Here is a 25,271-nt window from a genome sequence, read left to right as displayed (position 1 = left end):
ACAACTTATTCTCTTGACAATTTATCAAAAATATGCAATATTGAACTGATCTTTGCATAGAGATCATTAATTTTATTTTAGTGTACTTTTAAAATTTGAACCAACCTCAGAAGATAAGGAGTGAATCATGAGAAACGTGAATATTGATGACATCGAAAATTTTCCTAATTGGCGTGTAGGAATGTCTCTGGCAGCTGATTGGTCTTGGGGCTTTTCCATTGTGGTTGGAATGTCCAAAATGTATGCAGAAGGATTTCTTCCTGCAATTGCATGGATTGTGGGCAATTGTCTGGCTATCCCACTCACCGCATTTATTCGACGACATGTTCCTTCCAGTAAAAACTGGGGGAACTATATTCCGATGCTACTACTTTTTACATTCCTAGCATTTCTCACCATCAACATAAATATGAAAGGATTGATGGTAGCACTTACCGGAGGTCATGAAAAATTTGCCACATATGTCTTTGTGAGTAAAGAAACAGCAACATGGCTGATTGTAGCATTTGCATCTATTACAATTTTCTATGTAAAATTTGGAGGACTTCGATTTCTAATGATAACTGATATTGGAGCCTATATAGGTCAGATAACAGCTATCATTGCAATGGCAATAACTGCATTTGTAACAAATGACGGCACTATGAATAATATCGTCCTATCAAAAGGCGTTGACTGGAAGATGATTGCGCTATTCAATTTCTCAGGCATCATCATTGGCTCACTCACCCACGCTCACCACCATCAAAAACTCTCAGCAATCAAAGAAGAAAGAATGATTCCTACTGGAATGTGGGCATGTGCATGGTTTGCAATTTACATGTTTTTTGTTATGATTGTCGCATTTTATTTCAACGATAATCTCTATCTTGGAATCATGTTTCTTATTCTAATGATTTCACTTGCCGTAAGTTCAATTGATTCGGGTGTTTCTGGACTTAATTTTATATCCGAAAAAATCGGATTTAGTGAGAAAAACAGTAAAATCGCAGGGATGTTCATGGCAATGTGCATCATCATCGGCTGGCCTTTCTATGGCAAATCAGGAACTCTTAGTGCCATTTGGGATTTGCTTGCAGCAGTTCGAACGCCAGTTGTTCTTATTTTTCTAACAAGCTCAATCTTGATGCTGTTTCTCAAAAAACTTGGTATCGTTTCCAAAAGCAAATCTTTGCAGACACTAAAAATGCTTCCATTGGAATAATAATCAATAATTATTGTCATCAAACAGTGACTGGAGATTAAACAAATAAACCTCCCGAGAATCTCGGGAGTTTTTTATTTTTATTTCAATTTTTTCGAGTTACAATTTTACAAACTTCACTTATAGCATCGTCAGATCGAATCACTCTACTCCACTCAGAAAATTTCGCATTATAAAAAATAAGAGATTATTTGCGGAGAGGCAGGGAATCTCACGTCGCTTCGCTCTTTGACACCTTGCGGTTTCAATACTTCCACCACGGGGAAACTATCGTTTTCCCGACCCCTTTCCATGTTCGAATCCCTCCCTTCTCCAATCAAAAAATCCCACTATCATTTGCATGATAATAAGATTTCTTGTTGGCGGAGAGGCAGGGATTCGAACCCTGGGTCCCGTTAAAACGAGACAACTGATTTCGAGTCAGTCCCATTCGACCACTCTGGCACCTCTCCAATATTTAATTATTTGTTCATGTTAACCGCTTCCTCCCGAGGCGCCTGCCGGTAGGCAGGGACCAGCCTTGGGCTGGCCAATATTCACTTATTTTTCTAACTTGTGCGTGTGATCTTTTTGACGAGCTCTTTGGATTTTGCATCACCCTCGGCATACGTGGGCTTTTCCTCTTCTGGTCGCAAATCATTTATGCTCTCACCAAATTCATCATGATCAGGATGGTCCTGTTCCTTTTTTTCTTTGTCATCTTGCATATTCATAATACCGACTATAGTAGCACAATAATGAAAAATTGTCTTTTTACCTCCCAAATGTCATGAAATTGGCACTTTCATACCGTTTGATCGAGTGGCGAAAAAACCACATCGCTCCCGCAAACCATACAGCCGTAATACCCATCAATACAAGCATGTGTACGACTGACACGGATGCGAGAATTTCTGTCGGCAATGCTCCGATCACGAGTGACGGGATAAGGAATGTAAAGATAAAACGCATCGTCCCATGAAATAACCCTCCATGAAAAAGTGTCGGCGTCATGAAGAGGTCAAAGAGACTATATGTCACAGAATACGCATCAGTAAAATAAAAACTCGCAGAATAGATCAAAACACTCACGACAAAAAACATCACCGTCGCATTGATCGTCAAGAGAAATAGGATCATCAATTGTGTGATATGTATATCCACAACCCATGCATAGATACCAAAGCACGCCACGCCAAATACAAAATCACCCACGGCTGAGGCGTGAAATGCCGATGTTGCCACACGCAGAAGTACATTTTTTGGCGAGAGCAAGAAGCGGTCAAAGACACCGTCTGCGACATATTGTGGTAATAATTTGATGCCGACAAAGATCGAAAATGTGATCCCATATGACAGTGCCACAAAGCCATCCAGAGCGAGGATATCAATTGCACGCCATCCGTTGATCTCTCCCACAGACTGTATGAAGAAAATCCAAATTACGAGAAATGACACGTTATTGATCGCCATACCCAAAACGGTGAGCGCAAAACTTGTGCGCAACTCCGTACTATTCGCAATATTTTTTTTGATCGCATACAATGCAAATCGCAAGTCATTCATCATATATTTTATCCGCCATTGATCGATACTCTCTTGTGCGCGTAATGATTGATCACATATAACACCACGAGACCAATGCCAATCCACATTATTTGGATCCCGACAAGCATCGGCCATTTTTCTTGCCATGAGACATTCACTGTGTGTGTGATAAAACTCGCTGCGCCAAAAGGACTCCACACGGCAACCTTGTACAGGAGAGGCGGGAAAAGTGCGACCGGCAAATAGGAGCCACCCAACACCATGACAATTTTATCCACGAGCCAGAAGATCGGATTCACATCTTCGATCCAAAACGCCATAAATCCGACGATCGCATACAGTGTCAGCGTCAATATGATCGCGCCACAAAAAACTGCAAAAAGTGTCGGGAGGAAAATACCGATCGTCATCGTTTCCGGTATGCCGACCCACCAGATCAGTAGTGCGCTACCACACACGCTCACAATCACAAACGAACTGATCCCGCTGCCCAATTGCCACATCACACGGTAAAAGATATATGACACTGGTTTGGCAAAGAGTGTTTCCACAGTACCACTGCGCACATCTTGCATGATCATGCGTGTGATCTCGCGCAAACGCAATGTGATAAAAGCAAAATAGAAAAAAATACTCCACGCCACAACTCCAAACGTCGTGTCGTTGATCACACCGTTTTTGAGACGGAATACATATGCATACAACACAAGCAACACCCCGCATCGGACAAACATCAACATCATATCCGCAATCACACGACCGCGATAATACCATTGATCTTTGATGAGCGTTGTGATGATCTTGTGCGCGAGTCTAAGCTTTTTCATAAATATGTCGGATCACAGTTTCCAGATCTGCATCATAAACATCAACATCCTGCACATCAAAAAGTGCCAGAACTTTTGTCAGCGCATGCGTCACACTGATCACACTGATATCTACAACAATAGAAATTTTATCTTTGTCCTCCACGAGATATCGCACGCCCTGTGGCAACGCGGGAAAATGGCGAAAGGTTTCCTGCGGGATGAGATCGATGTATTTTTCAAAAACGAATGTATGCGCCAATTCCTTCGTCGGCAAATCTTTGATGATCGCGCCATGATGGATCACGATCGTGCGATCACACAAGAGCTCGATATCTCCCACATCATGCGATGTCAAAAAGATCGTCGTGCCTTGCTCCGCATTGATGCGCAACAATAATTCTCGCAATCGCTTCTTTGCAACCACATCCAATCCGATCGTCGGCTCATCCAAGAGAATGATCCGCGGTCGATGCATCAGTGATGCCGCAACTTCCCCGCGCATACGCTGACCGAGAGACAATTTGCGCACAGGCTGGTCCATAAATTTTTGAAGACCAAAAAGTTCCACAAGTTCTGCGATGCGCTCTGCAATCTGTTTGTCCGTCAGATCATACATCACACCAAAAAATTCCAACGAGTCCGTAAGCGGTAAATTGGGCAAAAGTTGCGATCGCTGTCCAAAGACGGTACCGATCTGATACGCCAATTTTTTGCGGTCGCGTGCCGGATCAAAACCCAACACATCGATCGATCCGCTGGTCGGATGCAAAATACCGGTAAGCATTTTGATCGTCGTGGACTTCCCTGCGCCATTTGGACCGATAAAAGCGATCCGCTCTCCCGCACCAACACTAAAAGACACATCGTCCACAGCGACAACCGTACGTTTTTGTGGTGCAACGAAGTTTTTGAACCATCCTGCCGACTGTTGTTTCACCGGAAAGACAAATTCCTTAGTCAAATTTTTCACCTGCATGATCGGTTTCATAGACATGAAAAACCATTAATTTGTAAGCTCATCGTAGCATATTTAAGTGAATTGTCTATCATAATTCACAGCAAAAAAATTTCAACGTCTATTCTTCCCCATACAAAAACAGTCCTGTATCGTATGGCGTAGGACTGTTTTTTCGTACGATATTTGACTCCGTTTTTTATTTCTGGCGGAGCCCTGTACCGTACGGTACAGGGCGGTGAGGACAGGATTCGAACCTGCGTAGAGTTGCCCCTAACACGCTTTCCAAGCGTGCGCCTTCAACCACTCGGCCACCTCACCATTATTTATTGCATTCTATTGATCTTACTTCCATTTTCACGATCCGAAGTACTATATCATAGTACACAAAAAAACAAAAGGTAACAACATACCGTCCCTGCGAGTAAACAGAACAACAGACGATTAAAAAGTAAAAAGCGGCAAGTTTTTTCACACTTGCCGCTAAGCCATTCTTTTTTTATCATTTAAAAACTGAGACGTGTTTTCCAAGTTGCGTCAGATGATTTTTATGAATGATGAGTGTGTCATGCTTGCGTTCATACTTCTCTTTGGACACAACGGGTTCGTACACTCCCCAACCCTCCCTTGATGGTCTCAAAAAAACGTACCCTAATTTTTTTGAGATCCCGATAACCGGGCTTGAATCCCATGGCGTTTCCCACGAAGGATTTAAAAGAAGTCCGCCCACTTCTCCTTTCCATAAACGAGCTGCCCAGATGCCGATACTCCCACCATCGATCAAGATCGACTTGAATTTATCAATAATTTGACGAGAAACTGGACTGTATATACGCTCTCTTTCCCTAAGGAGTAGATACATATCACCAATACCCACCGAAGGCGGACTTGCCTCAAGTCTTTCAAACACCTCCAAATCCGTAATTCTCCAGACGCTGGAAGAATCGGGACGAAACCCAAAAATTTCCTGGCTGTTGATGTCTCCGATATATGCTGATTCAACTACTCCATTGGATACAAATGCCACCATTGAACCAATGCCATGCGATTGGCGTCTGATATACGCCTTGGTCCCATCGATAGGATCAATAGTGAAGTACGCATCAATCCCGTCGGCAGTGGAAATCACCAAAGAATCTTCCTCCGATAATACCAATTTGCGGAAAACACTCCTGGAGCAGTTTTACATAGATCTCTTGTGCCATTCGATCCGCTGATGTAAAAACGTCATCCATATTTCCGCTATACCCCTCTTTTTTTGTCACCTCAAAATTTTTGATCTGCCTGCGAGCCACAACGATCGCCCTTCTCACGAGCTCTTTCAAAATAATGCCCATTGCCGAACCGTTCAATGTATAGTGCTTTTCAGACATAATCACCTCCGTATTATTATGTGATTGGTAAACAACTGATACTCAAGTAAATCAGATAATAAGTCACGTGTCAACATTTATAAGTTGATCCTCTATAGAAAATAAAATGCTACCTCTGCAAGTACAGCATCGGTAGCATTATTTTGGACAAAAGAACAGAAGAAATACGTCAACACCGTTTATCCGTGATCCATTTCCCGCAGTCAGCACACGTTATTCTTTCAAAAGAAAACTTATGCCCAAACTCATTTTGGCTATAGATCGTTTCTTTTTTGGTATGAGAACAACAGCAACAATGTCTGTTATCGCACGTACACTCCTTCATGATCATTCCTCCCTAAAAATTTGTTAGGTAAAATATCCCAAAAGCAGCCTACCAGAACCTATGCGAAATCTCTTTCTGCCATAATAGAGAGTCAGACCCATAAAAGTCAAGTACCGATATAATGCTTTTATTTCAGCAGATTGGCCAAAAGGTAAAAAACATATGCGCAAACAACGCCAACCATCATCATGGTGAAACCAAAGACCAACGGGGATCGATGCTCCAGTTGCGCCTCATGTACACCGAGAATAAAGAGAAGCACCAGTCCCGTGATGATCGAGATGATCCTTGCAAGTGAAAGATCATTGATCAACACATAAGAAATAAGAGGCATCCCGACAAAGATAAATGTAAGAAAACATGATCCAAAGGCCTGTCCCAGATCATCACTGGAACACATTTGAGAATTATGCATACGCGTACTGGAAACCAACGGCCCAAAAGCATTGGCAAAACTACTGGCCAAACCGACGATCAAGCCGGAGAGTATCACCGTCCAATAATTCGTTGTCAAAAGAGATGCGCCCAAAGCAACGCCAAAACTGGCAATGATCGATCCAAAAAGCCCGGCAATTACCCCTTTGATCTTATCTTCAAGTTCCATCATAAGCGTATTGTTAATTCTTACATCGCAAAATAAAAAATGTGATCCGATGTTGTGTAAAAGAATTTGCCTGTCAATCTATGCCACCATAGTAACATCCTTTTGTACCTCTGTAAAAATAACATGTGAGAATGTTCGGGAGACTGATTGAAAAATATTTTAAACTTTACCATCAAACATGCACCGATCATATCATTTCTGTGTAGAAATGTTCCAAAAATAGTTGAAGATACTTTTCATGCTGTCCGTTATGATGCGATGATCGATCGCTACAATAAAGGGATATTTTCCGGAAAACAGAACCAGAGTATCACCAACAATCCAGAACGATGCCTTAAATGCGATGTCCTTTGGCATTTCGCGGAGGATGATCGTCTGTCTTTCTATTTTTTGTGGACGGATGTCTTTGATCGATCCTGCGGTTACCAGAGATTTTGTGATAATATTTTTTTCTTTCTTCAAGTCCAGCATTGCGTAGAAAAATTCCTCCGATAAAATTTTATGATAATTTCCCGCATGCGGATTTTCTATCGTGTAAATCTCACTTTTTTTCTTCATCCCAAGTATCATTTTTTCAATAAATGATTTGATGCTCGCTTTGCTGTCATAAATCTTTGCAAAAGGAAAATCAGACTCTGAGCGATAAAGATCGGCCAAAAGCATGCCCAATTCATCTGCTTGCTTCACACGATTCATAAATGCCTGCTTGAGCATGTGTGGCGACTCGATCCAAAAATAACTTCTTCCGCGATATCTGTGGATGGAAATGTACTTTTCGCCTTCCAGTTTTTGTAAGATGCTGATCACAGTCGTTCGCGGGAGACCGGCTTTTTTTGCAATATTTGTAGCATTGGATTCTCCCAATTGTGTCAGAGCGACATACGTCTTTGCTTCATTGCGATTGAAACCTAATTCTCTCAGTTGTCTAGTGATTGCTTTATATTCGCTCATAAAAATAATGTGGTGACGAAAATTTTCGTCACTATCAATGCTTAATACCCCCTATTTTAAAGGATAATTCACCCCCTGTCAATATTTTTTGTGATCTTTCCGAACAAAAGATCGTTATTTTTCTATCATGTGGTCACACGTTCCTTAACAATCACATCATACGGAGGCAACTATGAAAACAACTGCTGTATATCCTGGATGCTTTACCCCGCCGACACATGGTCATTTCCAAATTGCAAAAAGATCCGCAGAAATATTCCCCGAAGTGACGATCATCTGCTCAACCAATGAAGCAAAAAATGGCACACGCTGGTTTTCTGAGGAGGAATGCAAAACGATGTGGCAACACTATCCTCTTCCAAAAAATGTTTTGATAAAAACATTCGCAGAATATTCCCAAGAGTATGTCGACCTCTCGCGCATCATCATGATCCGTGGCATACGCGACGAAAACGATATGGAAAATGAAAAGCGTGTGATGAAACTCAACAAAGAACAATTTGGCATCGATAAGATCTTCTATATCTTGGCCGAAAAAGAATTTGCCGGTATTTCCGCTTCACGAGCGAGAAAATCTACGACAGAATGCGATTTTTACGATCTCGCATCATGTGTCTCTCCTGCCATTGTCACGCTATTACTGGAAAAATCGCTGGGGATTAAAAATCTGTTCATGGTTGTCGGAAGACCTGGCTCAGGCAAATCCACATTTCTCACAATGCTTACTGGGATCGACCCAATCAATATCCACATCAACACAGATCTTTTTTCCGCGCTGATCAAACCATTGATCATTGCAAAGTTCGGAGACAAGACCGACCTCGTCGATCTGGCAATTACACACGATGCCGAATTGACCGCATTTGTTGCACCGCAGTGGTTTCAATTTTTGAAAAAAGCACTGCAAAAAGTGCCAAAAGGCACCAACGTTTTTTTGGAAATTTCCTATGGGTTGAAACCTGGCAAAGAATTATACCGCTACATCGGACACAAAGTTCTTTATGTGGTCTGCGAAGATGAAATGGAAAATCGTCGACGAATCACAGAGCGTGGCACTGACAGGCATATGCGTTTTATCACAGAAATCCCCGACCTCGCCCAATCGATCGATATCGCTCATAAAAACCGCTTGGAGCTACATGTCATTAACTCAGATGGAAATATCTGCACACTGCGAAAACGCGCTATAAATTTTCTGCAAAAAATTTCCACTTCAAAGGAGATCTGAAAATGGAAAAATATTTCATGCACATTTGCAAAAAGTTCGGCACCGAGAAAAGATGCTCAGACACCTATACAAAACTCGTTGCGACATATCGCACACCAGCGAGATTTTATCACACGTTTTACGGACATATCGCTTTTTGCATCGCAGAGCTAAAAGATGTCCCTACACGCTTGATCAATGACAGAGAGACTGTTGCTATGGCAATCTTTATGCACGATGCCTTTCCTCAGAGCGGAGATGAGAAACGAAGTGCCACATTCGCCACTGCGTTATGTCGAGAAATGGGCATGCCAGACACATTTGGAGAAAAAGTGGCCAATCTCATTTTGTCAACAACACATAACACGTGTCCTGCAGACAATGATGCCAAAGTCATCATTGATATTGACTTGACGATCTTTGGACAATCAACTGAGATCTTTGACACCTATGAGAAAAATATTCGTAAAGAGTATTCTCATATTCCCGCAGATATTTTTGCAAGAGAACGCGCCAAGATACTCAGACGTTTTTTGCACCGTCCTTTCATATTTCTAACAGAATATTTTAGAGAAAAATATGAAAAGCAAGCAAAATCTAATCTAAGACGATCCATTGATCACCTCACATAAAAAACCAAAGAGCGAAGAAAATTCTTCGCTCTTTTATATTCACGTTGCATACGACCTAGTCGCAAACATACACGCACGGATCAAGCCATGCATCGAGTTCATTTTTTTTCTGGACATAGCCCATGATGTTGATACCTGTTCCTTTGTGGATGCCGAGATGGAGATGCTTCCGTTCTCCGCCGGTTTCTATGCTCTTATCCGATCCCAAAACCCCAATTTCCTCACCCATATCCACATGGTCGCCTATTTTTTGAGAAATGCTCGCCAGCTTCATGTGACCATAGATCACTGTCACAGGCTGACCATTCACATCACATGATTGTACTACCACACCGCCATAACCTGTAGCAGATCTCTTTACAAGCACTTGACCTGTGCAGATCGCCTTTACCACAACTGGTGCATCACGTTCTTCAGGAAAAATCTCAAAATCAGTACCCGTATGATAACCATAAAATCTTTCTGGTTGAATGGGAGAATTTTGCTGCGTAATGAATATGCCAAAATATTTTTTGATCACACGCTCGTTTGCTCTTTCCAGCGGAGACTGAAAATCACGTGATTTCGCATCAGATATATTGGGCACTTCCGGAGATATTATATCGTTGGGAAGCATCTGCTTCTCATCTTGGATTGGAATATCTTGGACATTATTAAATGGTTGTACAAAATAATTTTTTGACCAGATAAAAAATATCACGCCTACAATGATCACGATCACTGAAATGACAAGATATTTTTTCATATCTATCATGATACAAGCATGCACTCAAAATGAAAAGAGACCCGTGATAATTACTATCAGAAGTCTCTTTGATACTGGTAAGATCATTTTTTACACCATCATTTTTATGGCATGATCTTTGATCTGTTTGAGGTTGATCAGTTGATCAGTACAGTCTTTGACATTATATCTCATCGGACTCATACCGCATGGCGGTGTGATCAGATCGCCTGCACGAAAATCAGCTACGTGCTCTTTTCTCTCAACGCCCCACGCAATCTTTTTGCCGTTGCGATAGTATGGATAAAGAGCAATATTGAACTGAGAAGCATCAAAGCTGATCATATCAACAACAGATGATCGCAAAAGAATATCCCAATCCATCGGACCACAGCAATGCACACCACGGACAACATGAAAATTTGAGAAAATCGCATCCCATATGCTCTCATAATCAAACCCCGCCTGCCCCAATGCCGGCTCATCCAAAAAAAGAATGACTTCGTCTGCGTAAAGACCATCCATGATCGTGGTAATGTGATTGCAAATGACCTCTAATGCCTCATTCTCACCACACCCTGTTGTGATCAGTATTGCCGGACCGATGCATTGGATCTTTACACGCGAAAATCGATGTTTTTTGAACTCTTCCAGACAACTCATTTTCCCGGGATTTTTTGCGTAATTCAACATCGAATCACCAAGGATTGGGAGCTCAGGGAAAAATGGGATTTCGTGAAGCAAGCTGTAACTAACCGCTTCACTCACATTCATATGTGGCAAAGAACCAATTTGTGTAATGACTTTATCCGTCATTGAAATACCTCCTTTGTATTTTTTCAATGAAAATTTTTACCTACTGTAGCGGATGTATCATCATAGCATCTCCAGTGTCATTTTATCAAGAGCAAAAAATATACCTACTCCACATATCAATGACAAATTTTTTTATGGACAAAACAACGCATGTGAGAGATTACATGGTTCCAAAGAAGTGTAATATCTGCCACTGAAGAATTTTATATCAAACGCGTACCTGTAAGTGTTAATTTCTTTCCCAATTTTGTGGTGCCAAGAATTGTGATCACGAGATCACCTGTGTGCAAGATCCCTTTTCCCTTTGCCGCATCGATCGCATGGTTGATGCACTGCTCGCGGCTTTCTTCGCCCGCGGCAAGAAACGAGTTTACGCCCCATACGAGCGCGAGCTGGTTGTATGCTTTTTGACGATTTGTAACGACAATGATCTGCTGTTCCGGTCGATAATGTGACAGCATCCGCGCAGTGTACCCACTTTCCGAATAGATCACAATCGCTTGTGCATGCATTTCTTTTGCAAAATCGTATGTTGCATGAGCAATACGCACTTCTTCGGATGAAAACGTGATCGGCATCGCCACCAACATATCATCATAGGGAGACACTTCTGTATGTGCCGCGATCTGTGCCATTGTGTCCACGGCCTCTACCGGATATGCACCCATACTGGATTCACCGGAAAGCATCACGGCATCCGTATGGTCTGCAACAGCGTTGGTCACATCCGCTACCTCCGCGCGAGTCGGTCGTGCGTTATGTTCCATGCTCGCAAGCATTTGCGTTGCGACGATGACCGGACGCAAATGATGAATGGATTTTTCCAAAATATCTTTTTCGAGGATTGCGATCGTCGTCGGATCCATTTCGATACCGAGATCCCCACGCGCGATCATCACGGCATCCGTCGCCGCGAGAATACGATCCATATTCCCCAATGCTTCTTTGCATTCGATCTTTGATATGATCTTTGGCAAGTATGTTTCTTCGCCGATGATCTTTTGCATATTTTGCCGCACATCGACGATATCCTGCCCGTTGCGCACAAACGACAATGCCACGTAATCCACATCATGCGCCAATGCAAATGCGAGATCATCATAATCTTTTTTTGTCATCGTCGGCAATGGGATGCTCGCATCAGGAATATTCACGCCCTTGTGATTTTTGACTGTGCCGCCATCCACCACATCACAGACAACATACTCCGCCGTCTTATCCACTGCGCGCAACTTCATGAGTCCGTCTTCGATGAGGATGTCATTGCCTACAGTGATCGCATCAACGATATGTGGACAGTCCAGTGCGATATATTTTGCATTTGCCGCACTTTTTGCGATCACTTCATCAGTTTGCGACACGTCAAACAATTTGATCGTTTCACCGGATGTGATCACCACTTCTGCAGAAACATGCGTGCGTACACGCGGACCCTGCAAATCTGCGAGGATCGCAATTGGCACGCCCACATTTTTTGCCGCGGTGCGTACATTTTGCATCACCTTTTCATGCCATTCATATGCCCCGTGAGAAAAATTGAACCGTGCAACATTGAGTCCGGCACGAATCATCTGTTCCAACACCTCCACGGTTTCCGATACCGGACCAAGTGTTGCCACAACTTTTGTTTTTTTGATCAAAATATTTTTTTCCATATTTTTTATTTTACAATGTGTATTTACTCCCTCTACTATACCATACCTGCCTGCCAGTAGGTAAGCAGGCAGAGACTTGTAGATATTTAGACAAGTACCTGCCCGCAGTGCTTTTGCACACGCAATGCAGGCGGGGACTGGTAGATCAGTAGAAAAGTAGATTGGTAGACACGTAGACAGGTAGACGATAATTAGATGGATGAACTTTCGACATTATAAAAAAACAAAAACAGGTTTTCACCTGTTTTTGTTTTGTCTACAAGTCTACGTGTCTAATTAGTCTACTTGTCTAAATTTATTTATCCAAAAGATGAATTCCTCCGATAAGAGGAAGTTCTGTCATTTTACCATTGGATGCGTTGATGATGCCCATGATCCAAAGTACGATACTTCCGATCATTACGACAAAGTAGATCAAAAATCCGATCAAAATCACTGTCAAAATACTTGAAATGATGTATCCGCCAACCGTAAACATCAATAGAACTAGCGATTGATTAGCATGAAACTTTGCGTATGGACTGTCTTTTGAGTCCGTAATAAGTGGCAAAAAGAAAATAAAATATGCCAAAATTGCCATTGTTTTATTCTTTTCCACATCTGCAGGATCAGCTTGTCGCACGGGAGCTACTACCGGTTGTGCTTGTGGCTGTGGTTGTTGTGCTTGTTGTGTGTTATTTTGTTCTTCCATAATGTCACCCACCTTTCTATTATTTATGATTAATTTCACACTCGTATTATATCAGACTATGCGATTTCTGCAATCTCATCAGTGATCTCGTCCGGCAAGCTTTCTCCCGGCTCTGTCTTGCCGGGATACCGCCACGCACTGATAATGTGAATTTGCTTTTGGTTTTGCGCAACGTTATTGAGAAACCGCATCATTGGATTATCCTCTGCAGAAACTTTTTGTGCATCTGTGGGAGAAACTTTTTTCTTGGCGTATTTGTACATGACCCAAATTTCACTGTTCCATGTTTTTTTACCGCTCGCATCGCGACGCGTTGACTGTGGCTGCATGACAGCGATCGTTCCATTACCGACAATACTTTCTTCTTTGCGTTGTGGACTACGAATGACACGCGTAACACGTTGCGCGCTCAAACCATATTGACGCATCTTTGCCTTGGCGTGTTCCGTCCAATAATATTTTTCCGAATTTTTCGGAGATTTGATGATCATAATGTTTAAGAGAATAAAATCATTTTATCTCCGACCCTCTCAGTGCCGCCACGCGTTCCTCAACTGGCGGATGTGTTGCAAATAGACCGGAGATTTTTTTTCCTTTAAACGGATTTACAATATAGAGATGCGCCGTCGCACGATTTGCCGCTTCAAGCTTTTCACTGTCACCGGAAATTTTTTCCAATGCTCTAGCGAGACCTTCCGGATATCGCGTAAGCAAAACCGCGGAAGCATCTGCCAAAAATTCACGCTTGCGAGAAATTGCCATTTGCATCAATACCGCCGCAATCGGAGCAAGAATGGATAACATGATTGCGACGATCATTAAAATGAGTTGCAATTGTCCGCCATCTCGGTCACGTCCGCGTCCACCAAAAAACGCCCACCGGCGAAACCAATCCGCCAAAAGTGTCACGAAACCGACCAAAACGACGATGACCGTGGAAAGCAGAATATCTCGATTGCCAATATGCGACAACTCATGCGCAACCACCCCCTCCAATTCTGTCTTCTCCAATTTTTGAATGATCCCCGTTGTCAAACAGATCACACCATGTTCCGGATCGCGTCCTGTAGCAAAAGCATTTGGCGCACTATCTTCGATCACATAGATCTTTGGCACAGGAAGACCTGCTGTGATGCACAAATTTTCCACGATATGATAGATTTCCCGCGCATTGTCATGCGTCACCTCTTTTGCGCCACTCATACTCAAGACGATCTTGTCACTCCACCAATATGAGACAAAACTCATGATGATAGAAAATGCTACGGCAATATAGAGGATGATCTGATTGTTCATCGCGTTGGCAAAGACATAACCGACGCCCATCACAAAAATCAAAAATCCTGTGATATAGACAAAGGTCAAACGAATATTTTTATCCACTTGTGTATAAATGGTAGACATATATCAAAACAATGTTTATAAAGTCCATAAAGTTTATAAAGTGATAAGACTTTTTAACTTTATGGACTTTACAGGCTTTATAAACTTTACAACTATGTTTAAAATTGTACTTTGACGTTCTCTCTCTGTGTGTCCTCGATCTCAAAGAATTCTCTCTTTGTAAAAGCAAAGAGGCTTGCCACAATATTACTTGGTACAGTCTCTACTTTGGTATTGTAATCACGCACAGTACCATTGTAGAAACGACGCGCCGCTTGGATCTTATCCTCTGTATCCGTGAGATCATTTTGCAATTGCAAAAAGTTTTGATTTGCTTTGAGATCAGGATAGTTTTCCGCCACAGCAAAAAGTTTACCCAACGCCCCAGAAAGACCCTGTTGCGCACCGGCAAGCGCCGCCATATCTCCGGCTGTTGCATGACTTGCATCCACCGTGATCGCTGTTGCTTTGGATCGTGCCTCCATTACCGCCTCCAATGTTTGACTCTCATGTTTTGCATAGCCCTTTACCGTTTCTACGAGATTTGGGATCAAATCATAACGCCTCTTGAGTTGTACATCGATGTCACTCCATCCTTCGTCCACGCGTACGCGCATCTTTACAAGCGCGTTATAGATCCCGATGACCCACACAACGATCACAACGATCGCGACCAATAAAATAATTCCAATCATATTTTTCTTATTAAAATTACACTGCAATCCTAACACACTCTACCAAAAAAATACAGAGGGTGCTATACTATATGCATATGATCGACACATTGATACAATTTCAACTTTTTCTCATTCCTATTGCCATAATCATCTTTGCGCAGTCGATAAAATTTGTACGACTCTCGATCAGACACGGCATCAAATGGGACAATATCCTCGACCCGGGGCATTTTCCCAGCGCACACAGTGCGTTCGTCACCTCACTTGTTGTTGTGATCGGCTATTATGAAAATGTCACGTCCGGCGTGTTTGCCGTCGCATCGTGTTTTGCTTTCATTACGATCTATGACGCAATGCGCATACGTATGCAGATCGGCATGCAAGGACGCACACTCAACAAACTTGTAGAAGAAACCAAAGGAATCAACCATAAAGATTTCCCTCGCCTCAAAGAACACGTCGGCCATTATGCCAATGAGGTTGCCGGCGGTATCGCTGTCGGATTTGTCGTTACGGCATTTTTCATCTATATCGTCACACTTCTCTAGCATCCTCAAAAAAAGAAAACGCCACTGGAATATTTCCATTGGCGTTTTTGGATTTTCTTTCATAACAACCTGTCCCATATGCGTCTCACCGACAATTTTGCACCGCAATACTCATCAATAAAGACGAATTCTGCTTTTACATATTTGTCTGAAACACCGACAATTTTTATCGGGGTCTTAACTGTGCTTCCATGAGATGAAAAAGAAATGTCATATGTTCTTTTTATGCCTACTTTTGCAGAATAAACCGTGAAACTCACACCCTGCAACGATAAATCTACCAATATGATCGGATGCTCCTCATTATTAATTGTTATTTTTCCTGTAACACTGATCTTTTTTCGATCGCATTTGCGACGAATAAATGTCACAAGAAATTTTCCTCCACATTTACATCCAAGTGTTTTTTTGACATAGTGCTCCGGTACATTTATACCAGACCCCCTCTTACAATGCGGACAAACGATCCATGTCTGCCCCCCTTTTACTCCCGCTTCTAATTCTTCCATCATCGCACCCCATATATAATTGGAAAATTTTTATTGTCAAATAACAAACACCCATAACATTGTGATTATTCATTGTATGTAAAAACACCTTTTCTGTCAAAAAAATACATCATTTAGAAAAAGAGGTCATGTCTCATTGGTTTTTCTATTTTAAAATACAGTACTTTTTACAATACCAAAAATCAATAAATATGCTTTGTCCAAATAATTGCACGTATATGACTATAAAAAAATCTCTCGGAGAGCTCTCCAAGAGATTGTTTTCATCGATCTTTTTTTAAAAAAATTGTCTGCGCTTGGTAAAACATGCCCCCACCTTTTCGCCCGAAATATTACGGATGATCAACTTGTGTTGCGGAAACCGCGGATTCCAATCACATACGATCCGTTGCACCTGTTGACCCACGCGCAGTTTGCGCGCTTGTCCATGAGAAATACTAAAGCCTACACCTGCGCAAGAAATATCATGCAAAAGAACGGCCATATACCCCAATTCTCCCATGTCCAGTCGCGCTTTACCACTCTGCATTTCACGAATCGTATAACGCCGATTGAATGTGCATTCACATTTTTGCTTACACGCATGACAAGTAATTTTGCGACGTTTTTCATTGGGACGCAGAGGTACCATATATCTTTTTTTGCAATGCGGACAAATAAATTGCGCATGTCCCTCCTGTACTCGACAAATTATCCTTTTGTTTTTTTGCACATACATAATTGCTCCACCGCCTTTTATTTATGTTGCTGTAATGGTATGATCAGCCGATGTCGTGGTGGGTGATTCATTCCATCAGCATATTGCACACCGATCCAATCATCCCACACTCTCCGCACGACAAAATCATCTACTGTGTCACATCCTCTACTCACTTCATACTGAATAATGATGTTTTGCCCAACTAAAAGCTGGCGCTTTGCACCCTGCAAAAAACAAAAACCCATGCCACCAAATGAAATATCAAATGGTTGAATGATATGTTTTGTGCCACTTTTTGACACATATTGTGCAGTGCCAAATTTGTACGGACCCCGTCGACTTGTCCGCCGGTCGATCTCGCATACAATGACAAAACCACACTTACATCGCACTCTTAATTTTCGTACGCCACTCTTTACAGCAACATCCGCCTCGTGACGACACATCACACAACGAAACCGCATGATGCCGTCCTGCACGTTTGTTACAACCGTTTGGCCATCCACATCGATCACCTCTTTCGTTGAATTATCCTAAATGTTAAACAACAATTTTCTCTGCTATGCATTATACACCATTTATTATTTTCGTAATTTGCGCAAAGCCTCTCGCACGCACCGTCGATCATCCCATGGAAACAATATGCCGTCTTTCCCAGCGATCGCCTGCTCCGATCCCTTGCCGGTGATCAATACCACATCACCTGTGTGTGCGATAGAAACAGCTTTCTCAATTGCCCTGTCGCGATCTGTGATCAAAAAGAGATTTCGTCCTTCCACCTTACCTGTCTCTCTCGCGCCATCTGCAACTGCCGAAATAATTTCCAACGGATCATCATCATAAGGATCCTCGTTCGTCACGATCACAGAGCGCGCCAATTCTCCCGCAATGCGTCCGAGTTTTGCGCGACGTGAAATATCACGTCCGCCTCCGGTTGACCCGAGGACATGGATGATATTTTTTGGTTCAAGGACACGAATTGTTTCATATAATTTGGTTACAGCAACCGGCTCGAATGCATAATCCACGATTACGGTAAAGTCTTGCCCTTCGTCGATCCGCTCCAATCGTCCCGGCAAACTCATGACCTGCATCAGCCCTTCAATAGCACGATTTTTTTCCACGCCCAGTGCTTGCGCAACAGAGATCGCAGCGACAGCATTTGTCGCATTGAAATCACCCAGAATGTGCATCTGCACATCCACACCATCACATGCAAACCGCACACCCGTTTTGTTTGATATGCCTGCGGTATACTGCACGATTTGCATAGATGCATCCTGCATGTCGCCCTGTGTAAAACCAATCTTTTTTTCTACATCAAACTGCATGAAATCCTGTGCATGCAGATCGTCCATATTGGCTACGATCGTTTTTGCAATGTGTTTTCCCTTGATCGTTTTGTGTTTACACTGCGCAAGATGTGCAAAGATCTCTTTTTTTGCGTTTTTGTAATTGTCAAAACTGCCATGAGAATCAATATGCTCCGGATAGAGCCCGGTAAAAACCATCACATCATAATTGATAAAGCGATGGCGAAATTGTACCGCTCCCTCGGATGTTGTTTCTACGATTGCCACATCGCATCCGTTTCGCACCATGCGCCTGAGTATATTTTGTGTGAAAAACCGCCCCACCATCGTCATCTTTTTATCATTGAGCCAATCGTTCTTTCCATCGCTAAACATTGCTGTCGACGTATATCCTACGCGGAGTCCTGCATGACGCAATGCCTGCGCTGTCAAATACACCACTGTCGTCTTACCCGTCGTCCCCGTTACACCGACAACGATCATCTTTCTGCCGGGAAAACCGCACACAAGCACCGCCAAAAAACCCATCACATAGTGATAGATCGGTTGCGCCATGCGAAAGATCTTTCGCGGGATCATCTTTTTGATCATTGTAAGTATCATATATCTTATGATACAAGATAACGCGCGAGAAAACCAGATAGTCAAGATTTTTTCATATGACTGTAAAATTACTGATTTTAACAGTTTTGCAATATCACAATTTTAGCAACTATCAAAAATTTGAAAAAAATATTCACTATAGAAACACCATTTATATTATGTACAATATATTTGTGAAGTGTAATAAAAACAAAAGGAGCAGGTTACAAACCTGCTCCTGCAAGATTCGAAAGCAAGAAACCATAATCGCTTGCATATTTTCCTACTACCTTTTTTATTGTAGCACAAAATTAAAGAGCACTGTGTGAAATACAACACAGTGCTCGTTTTTTTTAGGATCACAGGACTAGGTTTCAAAGAATCCAGAGAAGATTCAAGAAACAAAGTCCCAAGAACTAATTTGCGCACAACACCGCAGAATGGACAGAACGGAAATCACCGTCGAGCCCGCTGCCGTGCCAGTACCACTGCTCACCGTCCCAACTGAGACAACGAACAGCCAAGCGACCATCGGAGAGGCAATAAATAGTGCCCCAGAATAAAACTACTTTATTCTTCCACTCTTCCGGGATAAGTTCAGGATGTGCCAAAAGGTAATCCAGCACATTGGCATTCAGCACAGGCATTTTTTCAATTTCTTTGCAAAGCTGATTACCCTTTATTTGCTTGCCACTTTCCTGTACTTTTGACAAGTGTAGTGAAACTTTTTTTGCGTTCCACTCCAATTGTCCGCATTTGTTATGTCTCTCAACTTTCCATCCTTTAGGGATGGACGGATCGGCATCGCAATCGATGAAATGTGCTATTGTTTTCATGTTATCAGAAGACATATCTTCCTCCTTTTTTCTGGCACATGTGCCATTTTTATATTTTCGCTGTTAGATTTGACCGATATGGTCTCTCACCACAACCAAAAATTGCCTTAAATACGACTCTTTTGGCTGTGGTGAATGAAAAATTGTCAAATTACTACGACTCTGTATTATACACCTAAATCGTCATTTTGTCAAGAGTAACGCAAATCTGATATAAGTATATTTTGCATATAGAATAATCATGAATTCCCGTTCCCCGATTTCTCGAGGACAAGCTTCACGGGAATGACAAGAATTTTTAGACTTACAAAGGGCGTCTCTACCCTATGATTTGAACTTCTGTGCAAGACGATAGCCATAGTATCGCAGTGGTGATAGGACAATATCATATGATCCTCGTGTGGCAAAAAACGTTTCTTGCGGTGCAAATCCTTGTTTGAATCGGGTGATTCCCTGCTTGCCTTTATCCTCTGTATGCGGGAATACACCCCCCAGGTCATACCATTCACATCCGCGTACCTTTGCATCGAGAATTGCCTGCCATTGCAAGAGGAATGGCGCCATCACGTCACGATCGCGATCGGCGGTTGCACCGTGCAAGTATGTTGCCACGCCGCCATAAAACGATACGAGGTTTGCGGCGATCACGTTGCCATTGTATTCAGCAATATACAGTTGCACATGATCATCGGATAATGTATTGATGATCTTTTCATAGTGTGACTTGTCATGGAAAGAAACTTCTTTCCTCACAGCCGTTTGCCCGACAAGCGCACAAAACGCATCTACATACTTTTGTTCTTTTGATGCAAAAACTGTCACACCTTTTTTCTGCGCGAGACGCACATTATACCGCGTTTTGCTTTTCATATTTTTTAATAGTTCTTCTTCGTCTTTGGCAATATCGATGATCAGATTGTGTCGCGGTTGCATGTCGTGCGGTGCGTGCAAAACATGTTGCCCGCATTCATCAAGAACGCGCATCATCGCTTCCGTGCCAACATCGATCCGCACCCATCCGGCACCATGCTCTCGCGCTACAGCGATGATCTTGGCACATGCTGTATGGTCCAGATCAAAAACGCGCGGTACATACATATACGCGCCAAATAGCGGTACGCGATTTTGGATCATGTGATGTATCGCATACGCACTCACTATACGGTATGTTTCCTTTTTTTCCGCATGCAAAACAGCCATCCATTCCTCTGATTGCAATAGTCCGCCTTCCGGTTTTTTGATGCTCTGATGTGTCATAATGTTTTTATACTATCAAACATGTCACAAAAAGGCTATAATACCCTCACAAGATCTCATTTAATATCCATGTCATGCTGAACTTGTTTCAGCATCTGAGATGTGAGATCCTGAAACAAGTTCAGGATGACAGAAGTTTTCTTTTAAATAATTGTTATATAAAAGAAAAAATGATATTTATATTAAATCAGTTATAACAATACAAAAAACTTATGAATGACTTTGATCACATATGCATGCGCCGGTGCATTGCACTATCACAAGAATCAATTGATGCGGGCGATGCACCATTTGGTACGGTGATCGCCAAAGATGGACACATCATCATCGAAGCACAAAATGATTACAAAACCAAAGTTTCCGAACACGCCGAAATCGTTGCCCTTAATCGCGCACATGCATTGTTCGGTTCATCCGACCTGAGTGGTTGTACGCTATATACCAATGTTGAGCCGTGCCCTATGTGTTCCTTTATGATCCGCGAATTCAAAGTGAGTCGTGTCGTTTTTTCTCTCCCCTCTCCTTATGTCGGCGGTTATACCCGATGGCCGATCCTGCAAGACAGCACAATGAGCGGACTCACTCCGTACTTCTCCACACCGCCGGAGATCACCGGAGGATTTTTGGAAAATGAAGCACACGCCGTACTCGCCGACACGCCCCTATGGATGTTTGGCAGTGATATCACGATCACAGATCCACCACATGACACAAGAAGGTAATTTCAAAAAACGTTAAAAAAATGTGCAGAACTTTATAGAAAACACTACTATACTACGTAGTGTAGTAGTGTTTTCTGTGTAAAATTTAGGCGATCTTTTTTTCCATCACATCCTTGAGGAAAAGTCCGATCGCACCGGCAAGTGGCACTGCAAGAAAAATGCCTACAATACCGGCAATTTGCCCGCCGATAAGTAATGCAAGAATAACCAACACCGGGTGCAGACCGATCGCCTTGTTCATGATCTTTGGTACCAAAAAATAGTTTTCGATCAAGTTGATCGCCCAATACGCCAAAAATACGAGAAATCCCACTGTCGGATCTTGCATAAACCCAAACACAACAGCCGGCGCACCAGCCATGATCGGACCAAAGTATGGCACAATCTCCAAAAGCCCTCCTATGATCGCCAACACAGACGCATATGGCACACCAAGTGAGAGTAGCGCAATATAATATAATAGACCGACAAAAATCATTGTGATCAGTTGCCCCGCCATCCATCGTCCGAAATTTTCTTGGATCCGATCAATAAGTGTCGCAATATATTTTTGGTGTTGTGCCGGTACAATGAGCAAAAGCGCGTTTTTCAACCCGTCCTCTTGCAGTGACATATAAAAAGACATGGAGACCACGGCAAAGATTGAGATCAGTCCCGACAGCAACCCCACCGTAGTGGAGAAAGGATTACCCAAAAGACCGATGAATTGTTGACTGATATTGCTAAGCGTCGGATCTTCGGCCGGTGAAAGATGCTGTGGTAAAAATTGCGCGAGAAGTTTGGGCAATTCTGTCCCGATCTGCTCGAATTGTTGCGAGATCGTTGGCACAATAAATGAAATGAGAATACCCAAAAGTAAAAAGAAGATGATATATACTGTGCCGACAGCCACAGCGCGCGGTGAACGTAAAAGTACCTGCGCACTTTTGATCATCGGATTGAGCGCAGCCGTAATGATAATCGCGATCAAAAAAAGCCAGATCACATCACGGATCACATACAAAAACCACAGTCCGAGAACAATTCCCAGCACGCGAAAAATGATATTTGATGACACATCAATGACTTGACTCATGTTTTTTATATCTTTAGGATTATGTATCAGCCTAGCACAATATCAGAACAAAAACAACTGTAAGACATTACCTTTTTATGGAGGATAAAAATATACCAATCCCTCCATCGATTACGCTACGCAAAGGATCAGAATTGAAGTATTTTTTTGATCTCTTTCTCACGTTTTTTCTGTGGACCGATGATCGCACAATTCAAGCTTTTATTCACAAAGATCTCCCTTGCCACGCGCTGAATATCCGCTCGTGTAACTCTTTTGATGCGACGCAATGATTCTTCCGGCACAATGATCTCATCGCGCGTCGCTTCTTGCTCCGCAAAATTGCTTGCAATCGCATCTGATGTTTCCATGCTATAGGCAATACGCCCCTCAAACCCACTGCGCGCACGCTCAAATTCCTCTTCCGTTACACCGCGTTGTGCCACTTTCCTTAATTCTTTTAAGATAAGTTCGATTGCATCAATGAGTTTATCATGCTCCACACCGGCTTTCACTGCAAAATATCCCACTTCCGGATAAAAATCCACAAACGCATGGACGCTATAGGCAAGACCGCGCTTTTCTCGCACTTCTTCCCACAGACGACTACTCATCCCCCCACCGAGGATATTTGCCAAAATAGAATACACGTAACGATCCTTGTGATCAAAACCTCCCGTGTGAACGCCCAGTACAAAATGTGTTTGATCTGTCTTTTTTTCTTCGATCATGCAGACCGGCTTTTCCTGCGCACCAATAAACAACTCGTGCTGTGGACGATCCCCGCCATACATTGTGCCAAAATCCGCTTTGATCTTTGCGAGAACTTTTTTTTCTGAGAAGTTTCCCGTTACACACACGACAGTATTATGTGCCGCATAACAGCGAGCAATATACGCCAGAAAATCCTTTCGCACAAATGATGTGACATTTTGTTTTGTGCCGAGAATCTCACGGCCAAGTGGATGATCTTTGCCATAGAGCAGTGTTTCGAACACGTCATACACTTTTTGCGCCGGCATATCTTGATACATATTGATCTCTTGTATGATCGTCCCGGATTCTTTTTTGATCTCTTTTACCTCAAATGTTGAGTGCAAAAAAAGATCATGCAAAATATCCATCGCTTGCAAGATCTTTGCGGATGGCACCTTCGTATAATATGCCGTGCGATCTTTCCCTGTATAGGCGTTATGTTGTGAACCGAGCGTGTCCAGTTCTTTGAGGATCATCATCGCTTTTGGACGCTTCTTTGTCCCTTTGAAAAACATGTGTTCAAGGAAATGCGCAAGCCCATTTTCATGCGCATCCTCAAAGCGCGATCCTGTCCCCACGCAGATTAGAGCCGTCGCCGTGGTCATTTCTTTGATCGGAACGAGAATTACGCGCAATCCGTTTTTCAATACGTGTTTTTTGTACTTCATAGAAATAATTTTTAGAAAATATCATTACCATTTCATTGTCCCTGAATTATGATACGACGTCAACTATTTTTTCTTTCCTTTTACGGCGAAAGCATTGACAAAATGTCAAAAATGGTATATAAATCATGTTGGTTATTTAACATATTTTTTAAAATTTTTTTTAGGAGATCTCCATAGTGGAAAAAAAGATACTCGTCGCTGGCACAATCCCATTTTTACTTGGTAAACCCCTTGAAAATGCAGAAGGTAATGAAAAAAAATTTGCCATCAATGAACTGGCAGCATATCTCCATTGCTTTCTCGATGGGAACATTTATTTGGGCGATCTGAAAAAATCGTCAAAAGTCATTGAGAGTGTCCTTACTAGGGCATCGATCGTGGATAATGTTTTATATTTCTCTTTTCCGGAAGAAGTGACTTCACGATTTTTGTTGGAGGATTGCTACGTAATGCCTCTCAAAAGAGGCGCCGCATTTAAGATCTATAACGATCAACTAAAGCCACAGTCACGTCTCACATGTCGGATTGTCGTGCGTGAGGAGTCCATGCTATATAGCAAAACTGTCATGCAATTGCAAAAGATCGTCATGCGCTCCAAAAAAAATCCCAGAAAAATTTCCATCGGACAAAATCGTCAAACGAAGCGATATGACATCAGGATTACCTTTACAAAGGACACAAGCCCGATGATCCGCGATCAGGCATCGAGCTTAAACGATGCTATTACAGCAGTTGCATCACACCTTGCCTAAAGAGAAATCCGTCCAAAAGGGCCCATGTCAACACATGCGCC

The 25,271-nt window shown here is 42.4% G+C and carries 29 protein-coding genes and 2 tRNA genes; 6 read left to right on the top strand and 25 right to left on the bottom strand.

Features of this window, described 5'->3' with window-relative positions:
* Positions 1-127 precede the first annotated feature (127 nt).
* Positions 128-1,204 carry a hypothetical protein gene (locus WC819_04925; protein ID MFA5986659.1) on the top strand — a complete coding sequence of 359 codons (1,077 nt, stop codon included), beginning with the start codon at positions 128-130 and terminating at the stop codon, positions 1,202-1,204.
* Positions 1,205-1,564: 360 nt separating this feature from the next.
* Here the strand turns inward: WC819_04925 and WC819_04920 are convergent.
* The 10 genes from WC819_04920 to WC819_04875 form a co-directional block, all read right to left on the bottom strand.
* A tRNA-Ser gene (locus tag WC819_04920) sits at positions 1,565-1,656 on the bottom strand.
* A 96-nt stretch (positions 1,657-1,752) separates the two neighbouring features.
* A complete protein-coding gene (locus WC819_04915; protein ID MFA5986658.1) occupies positions 1,753-1,917 on the bottom strand; it encodes a hypothetical protein in 165 nt (54 codons plus the stop codon).
* 40 nt (positions 1,918-1,957) lie between these two features.
* Positions 1,958-2,656, bottom strand: a complete 699-nt coding sequence (locus WC819_04910; GenBank protein ID MFA5986657.1) for an ABC-2 family transporter protein — start codon at positions 2,654-2,656, stop codon at positions 1,958-1,960.
* 101 nt (positions 2,657-2,757) lie between these two features.
* A complete protein-coding gene (locus WC819_04905) occupies positions 2,758-3,558 on the bottom strand; it encodes a hypothetical protein (protein MFA5986656.1) in 801 nt (266 codons plus the stop codon).
* Positions 3,545-4,528, bottom strand: coding sequence for an ATP-binding cassette domain-containing protein (locus tag WC819_04900; GenBank protein MFA5986655.1), 984 nt, complete (start codon positions 4,526-4,528; stop codon positions 3,545-3,547). The genes WC819_04905 and WC819_04900 overlap by 14 nt, the downstream gene beginning before the upstream one ends.
* A gap of 203 nt (positions 4,529-4,731) precedes the next feature.
* Positions 4,732-4,816, bottom strand: a tRNA-Ser gene (locus WC819_04895).
* 181 nt (positions 4,817-4,997) lie between these two features.
* Positions 4,998-5,627, bottom strand: a complete 630-nt coding sequence (locus WC819_04890; protein MFA5986654.1) for a hypothetical protein — start codon at positions 5,625-5,627, stop codon at positions 4,998-5,000.
* A complete protein-coding gene (locus tag WC819_04885) occupies positions 5,599-5,868 on the bottom strand; it encodes a hypothetical protein (GenBank protein MFA5986653.1) in 270 nt (89 codons plus the stop codon). Before WC819_04885 ends, WC819_04890 begins: the two co-directional genes overlap by 29 nt.
* Before the next feature lie 452 nt (positions 5,869-6,320).
* The gene (locus WC819_04880; GenBank protein MFA5986652.1) at positions 6,321-6,800 is read right to left on the bottom strand and encodes a VIT1/CCC1 transporter family protein; all 480 of its coding nucleotides are present in this window, start codon (positions 6,798-6,800) and stop codon (positions 6,321-6,323) included.
* A 189-nt stretch (positions 6,801-6,989) separates the two neighbouring features.
* Entirely contained in the window at positions 6,990-7,748 is a 759-nt protein-coding gene (locus tag WC819_04875) for a helix-turn-helix domain-containing protein (GenBank protein MFA5986651.1), read from the bottom strand.
* 172 nt (positions 7,749-7,920) lie between these two features.
* Here WC819_04875 and WC819_04870 point away from each other — a divergent pair, with 172 nt between their 5' ends.
* Positions 7,921-8,976: an adenylyltransferase/cytidyltransferase family protein gene (locus WC819_04870; protein ID MFA5986650.1), complete on the top strand. Its 1,056-nt coding sequence runs from the start codon at positions 7,921-7,923 to the stop codon at positions 8,974-8,976.
* Positions 8,977-8,978: 2 nt separating this feature from the next.
* A complete protein-coding gene (locus WC819_04865) occupies positions 8,979-9,587 on the top strand; it encodes a hypothetical protein (protein ID MFA5986649.1) in 609 nt (202 codons plus the stop codon).
* Positions 9,588-9,642: 55 nt separating this feature from the next.
* Here the strand turns inward: WC819_04865 and WC819_04860 are convergent, their stop codons facing one another.
* The 7 genes from WC819_04860 to WC819_04830 all read right to left on the bottom strand — a co-directional run bounded on the left by WC819_04860 (position 9,643) and on the right by WC819_04830 (position 15,551).
* Positions 9,643-10,332, bottom strand: a complete 690-nt coding sequence (locus WC819_04860) for a M23 family metallopeptidase (protein ID MFA5986648.1) — start codon at positions 10,330-10,332, stop codon at positions 9,643-9,645.
* 90 nt (positions 10,333-10,422) lie between these two features.
* Positions 10,423-11,127 (bottom strand): hypothetical protein, encoded by a 705-nt coding sequence (locus tag WC819_04855; GenBank protein MFA5986647.1) that lies wholly within the window; start codon positions 11,125-11,127, stop codon positions 10,423-10,425.
* A gap of 203 nt (positions 11,128-11,330) precedes the next feature.
* On the bottom strand, positions 11,331-12,782 hold the full coding sequence (gene pyk, locus WC819_04850) for a pyruvate kinase (protein MFA5986646.1): 1,452 nt from the start codon (positions 12,780-12,782) through the stop codon (positions 11,331-11,333).
* Positions 12,783-13,077: 295 nt separating this feature from the next.
* Positions 13,078-13,473 (bottom strand): DUF4870 domain-containing protein, encoded by a 396-nt coding sequence (locus WC819_04845; protein ID MFA5986645.1) that lies wholly within the window; start codon positions 13,471-13,473, stop codon positions 13,078-13,080.
* Between the two features lie 56 nt (positions 13,474-13,529).
* Positions 13,530-13,964 carry a hypothetical protein gene (locus WC819_04840; protein ID MFA5986644.1) on the bottom strand — a complete coding sequence of 145 codons (435 nt, stop codon included), beginning with the start codon at positions 13,962-13,964 and terminating at the stop codon, positions 13,530-13,532.
* A 19-nt stretch (positions 13,965-13,983) separates the two neighbouring features.
* A complete protein-coding gene (locus WC819_04835; GenBank protein ID MFA5986643.1) occupies positions 13,984-14,877 on the bottom strand; it encodes a M48 family metallopeptidase in 894 nt (297 codons plus the stop codon).
* 98 nt (positions 14,878-14,975) lie between these two features.
* A complete protein-coding gene (locus WC819_04830; protein ID MFA5986642.1) occupies positions 14,976-15,551 on the bottom strand; it encodes a LemA family protein in 576 nt (191 codons plus the stop codon).
* Between the two features lie 77 nt (positions 15,552-15,628).
* On the opposite strand from WC819_04830, the gene WC819_04825 reads away from it, so the two are divergent.
* Positions 15,629-16,081 (top strand): divergent PAP2 family protein, encoded by a 453-nt coding sequence (locus tag WC819_04825; GenBank protein ID MFA5986641.1) that lies wholly within the window; start codon positions 15,629-15,631, stop codon positions 16,079-16,081.
* A 59-nt stretch (positions 16,082-16,140) separates the two neighbouring features.
* Here the strand turns inward: WC819_04825 and WC819_04820 are convergent, their stop codons facing one another.
* The 6 genes from WC819_04820 to WC819_04795 all read right to left on the bottom strand — a co-directional run bounded on the left by WC819_04820 (position 16,141) and on the right by WC819_04795 (position 21,278).
* Positions 16,141-16,593 (bottom strand): hypothetical protein, encoded by a 453-nt coding sequence (locus tag WC819_04820; protein ID MFA5986640.1) that lies wholly within the window; start codon positions 16,591-16,593, stop codon positions 16,141-16,143.
* A 274-nt stretch (positions 16,594-16,867) separates the two neighbouring features.
* Positions 16,868-17,221 carry a hypothetical protein gene (locus WC819_04815; protein ID MFA5986639.1) on the bottom strand — a complete coding sequence of 118 codons (354 nt, stop codon included), beginning with the start codon at positions 17,219-17,221 and terminating at the stop codon, positions 16,868-16,870.
* Positions 17,222-17,325: 104 nt separating this feature from the next.
* Positions 17,326-17,796, bottom strand: a complete 471-nt coding sequence (locus WC819_04810; GenBank protein MFA5986638.1) for a hypothetical protein — start codon at positions 17,794-17,796, stop codon at positions 17,326-17,328.
* Positions 17,797-17,871: 75 nt separating this feature from the next.
* Positions 17,872-19,206 carry a UDP-N-acetylmuramyl-tripeptide synthetase gene (murE, locus tag WC819_04805; GenBank protein ID MFA5986637.1) on the bottom strand — a complete coding sequence of 445 codons (1,335 nt, stop codon included), beginning with the start codon at positions 19,204-19,206 and terminating at the stop codon, positions 17,872-17,874.
* Positions 19,207-19,601: 395 nt separating this feature from the next.
* The gene (locus tag WC819_04800; GenBank protein ID MFA5986636.1) at positions 19,602-20,036 is read right to left on the bottom strand and encodes a hypothetical protein; all 435 of its coding nucleotides are present in this window, start codon (positions 20,034-20,036) and stop codon (positions 19,602-19,604) included.
* A 309-nt stretch (positions 20,037-20,345) separates the two neighbouring features.
* The gene (locus tag WC819_04795; protein ID MFA5986635.1) at positions 20,346-21,278 is read right to left on the bottom strand and encodes a peptidoglycan bridge formation glycyltransferase FemA/FemB family protein; all 933 of its coding nucleotides are present in this window, start codon (positions 21,276-21,278) and stop codon (positions 20,346-20,348) included.
* A 212-nt stretch (positions 21,279-21,490) separates the two neighbouring features.
* On the opposite strand from WC819_04795, the gene WC819_04790 reads away from it, so the two are divergent.
* Positions 21,491-22,000 (top strand): nucleoside deaminase, encoded by a 510-nt coding sequence (locus WC819_04790; protein ID MFA5986634.1) that lies wholly within the window; start codon positions 21,491-21,493, stop codon positions 21,998-22,000.
* An 85-nt stretch (positions 22,001-22,085) separates the two neighbouring features.
* Here the strand turns inward: WC819_04790 and WC819_04785 are convergent, their stop codons facing one another.
* Both WC819_04785 and WC819_04780 read right to left on the bottom strand, forming a co-directional pair.
* Complete coding sequence (locus WC819_04785) at positions 22,086-23,075, bottom strand: AI-2E family transporter (GenBank protein MFA5986633.1); 990 nt, start codon at positions 23,073-23,075, stop codon at positions 22,086-22,088.
* 128 nt (positions 23,076-23,203) lie between these two features.
* The gene (locus tag WC819_04780; GenBank protein MFA5986632.1) at positions 23,204-24,478 is read right to left on the bottom strand and encodes a pitrilysin family protein; all 1,275 of its coding nucleotides are present in this window, start codon (positions 24,476-24,478) and stop codon (positions 23,204-23,206) included.
* Positions 24,479-24,654: 176 nt separating this feature from the next.
* Between WC819_04780 and WC819_04775 the strand changes: the two genes are divergently transcribed.
* A complete protein-coding gene (locus tag WC819_04775) occupies positions 24,655-25,230 on the top strand; it encodes a hypothetical protein (protein MFA5986631.1) in 576 nt (191 codons plus the stop codon).
* The last annotated feature ends 41 nt before the right edge of the window (positions 25,231-25,271 follow it).

The organism is Parcubacteria group bacterium (assembly GCA_041660065.1).
In the GTDB taxonomy this organism is placed as follows: domain Bacteria; phylum Patescibacteriota; class Minisyncoccia; order Moranbacterales.
The sequence above is the reverse complement of the archived record's forward strand: the minus strand, read 5'-3'. Positions and strand labels throughout refer to the sequence as shown.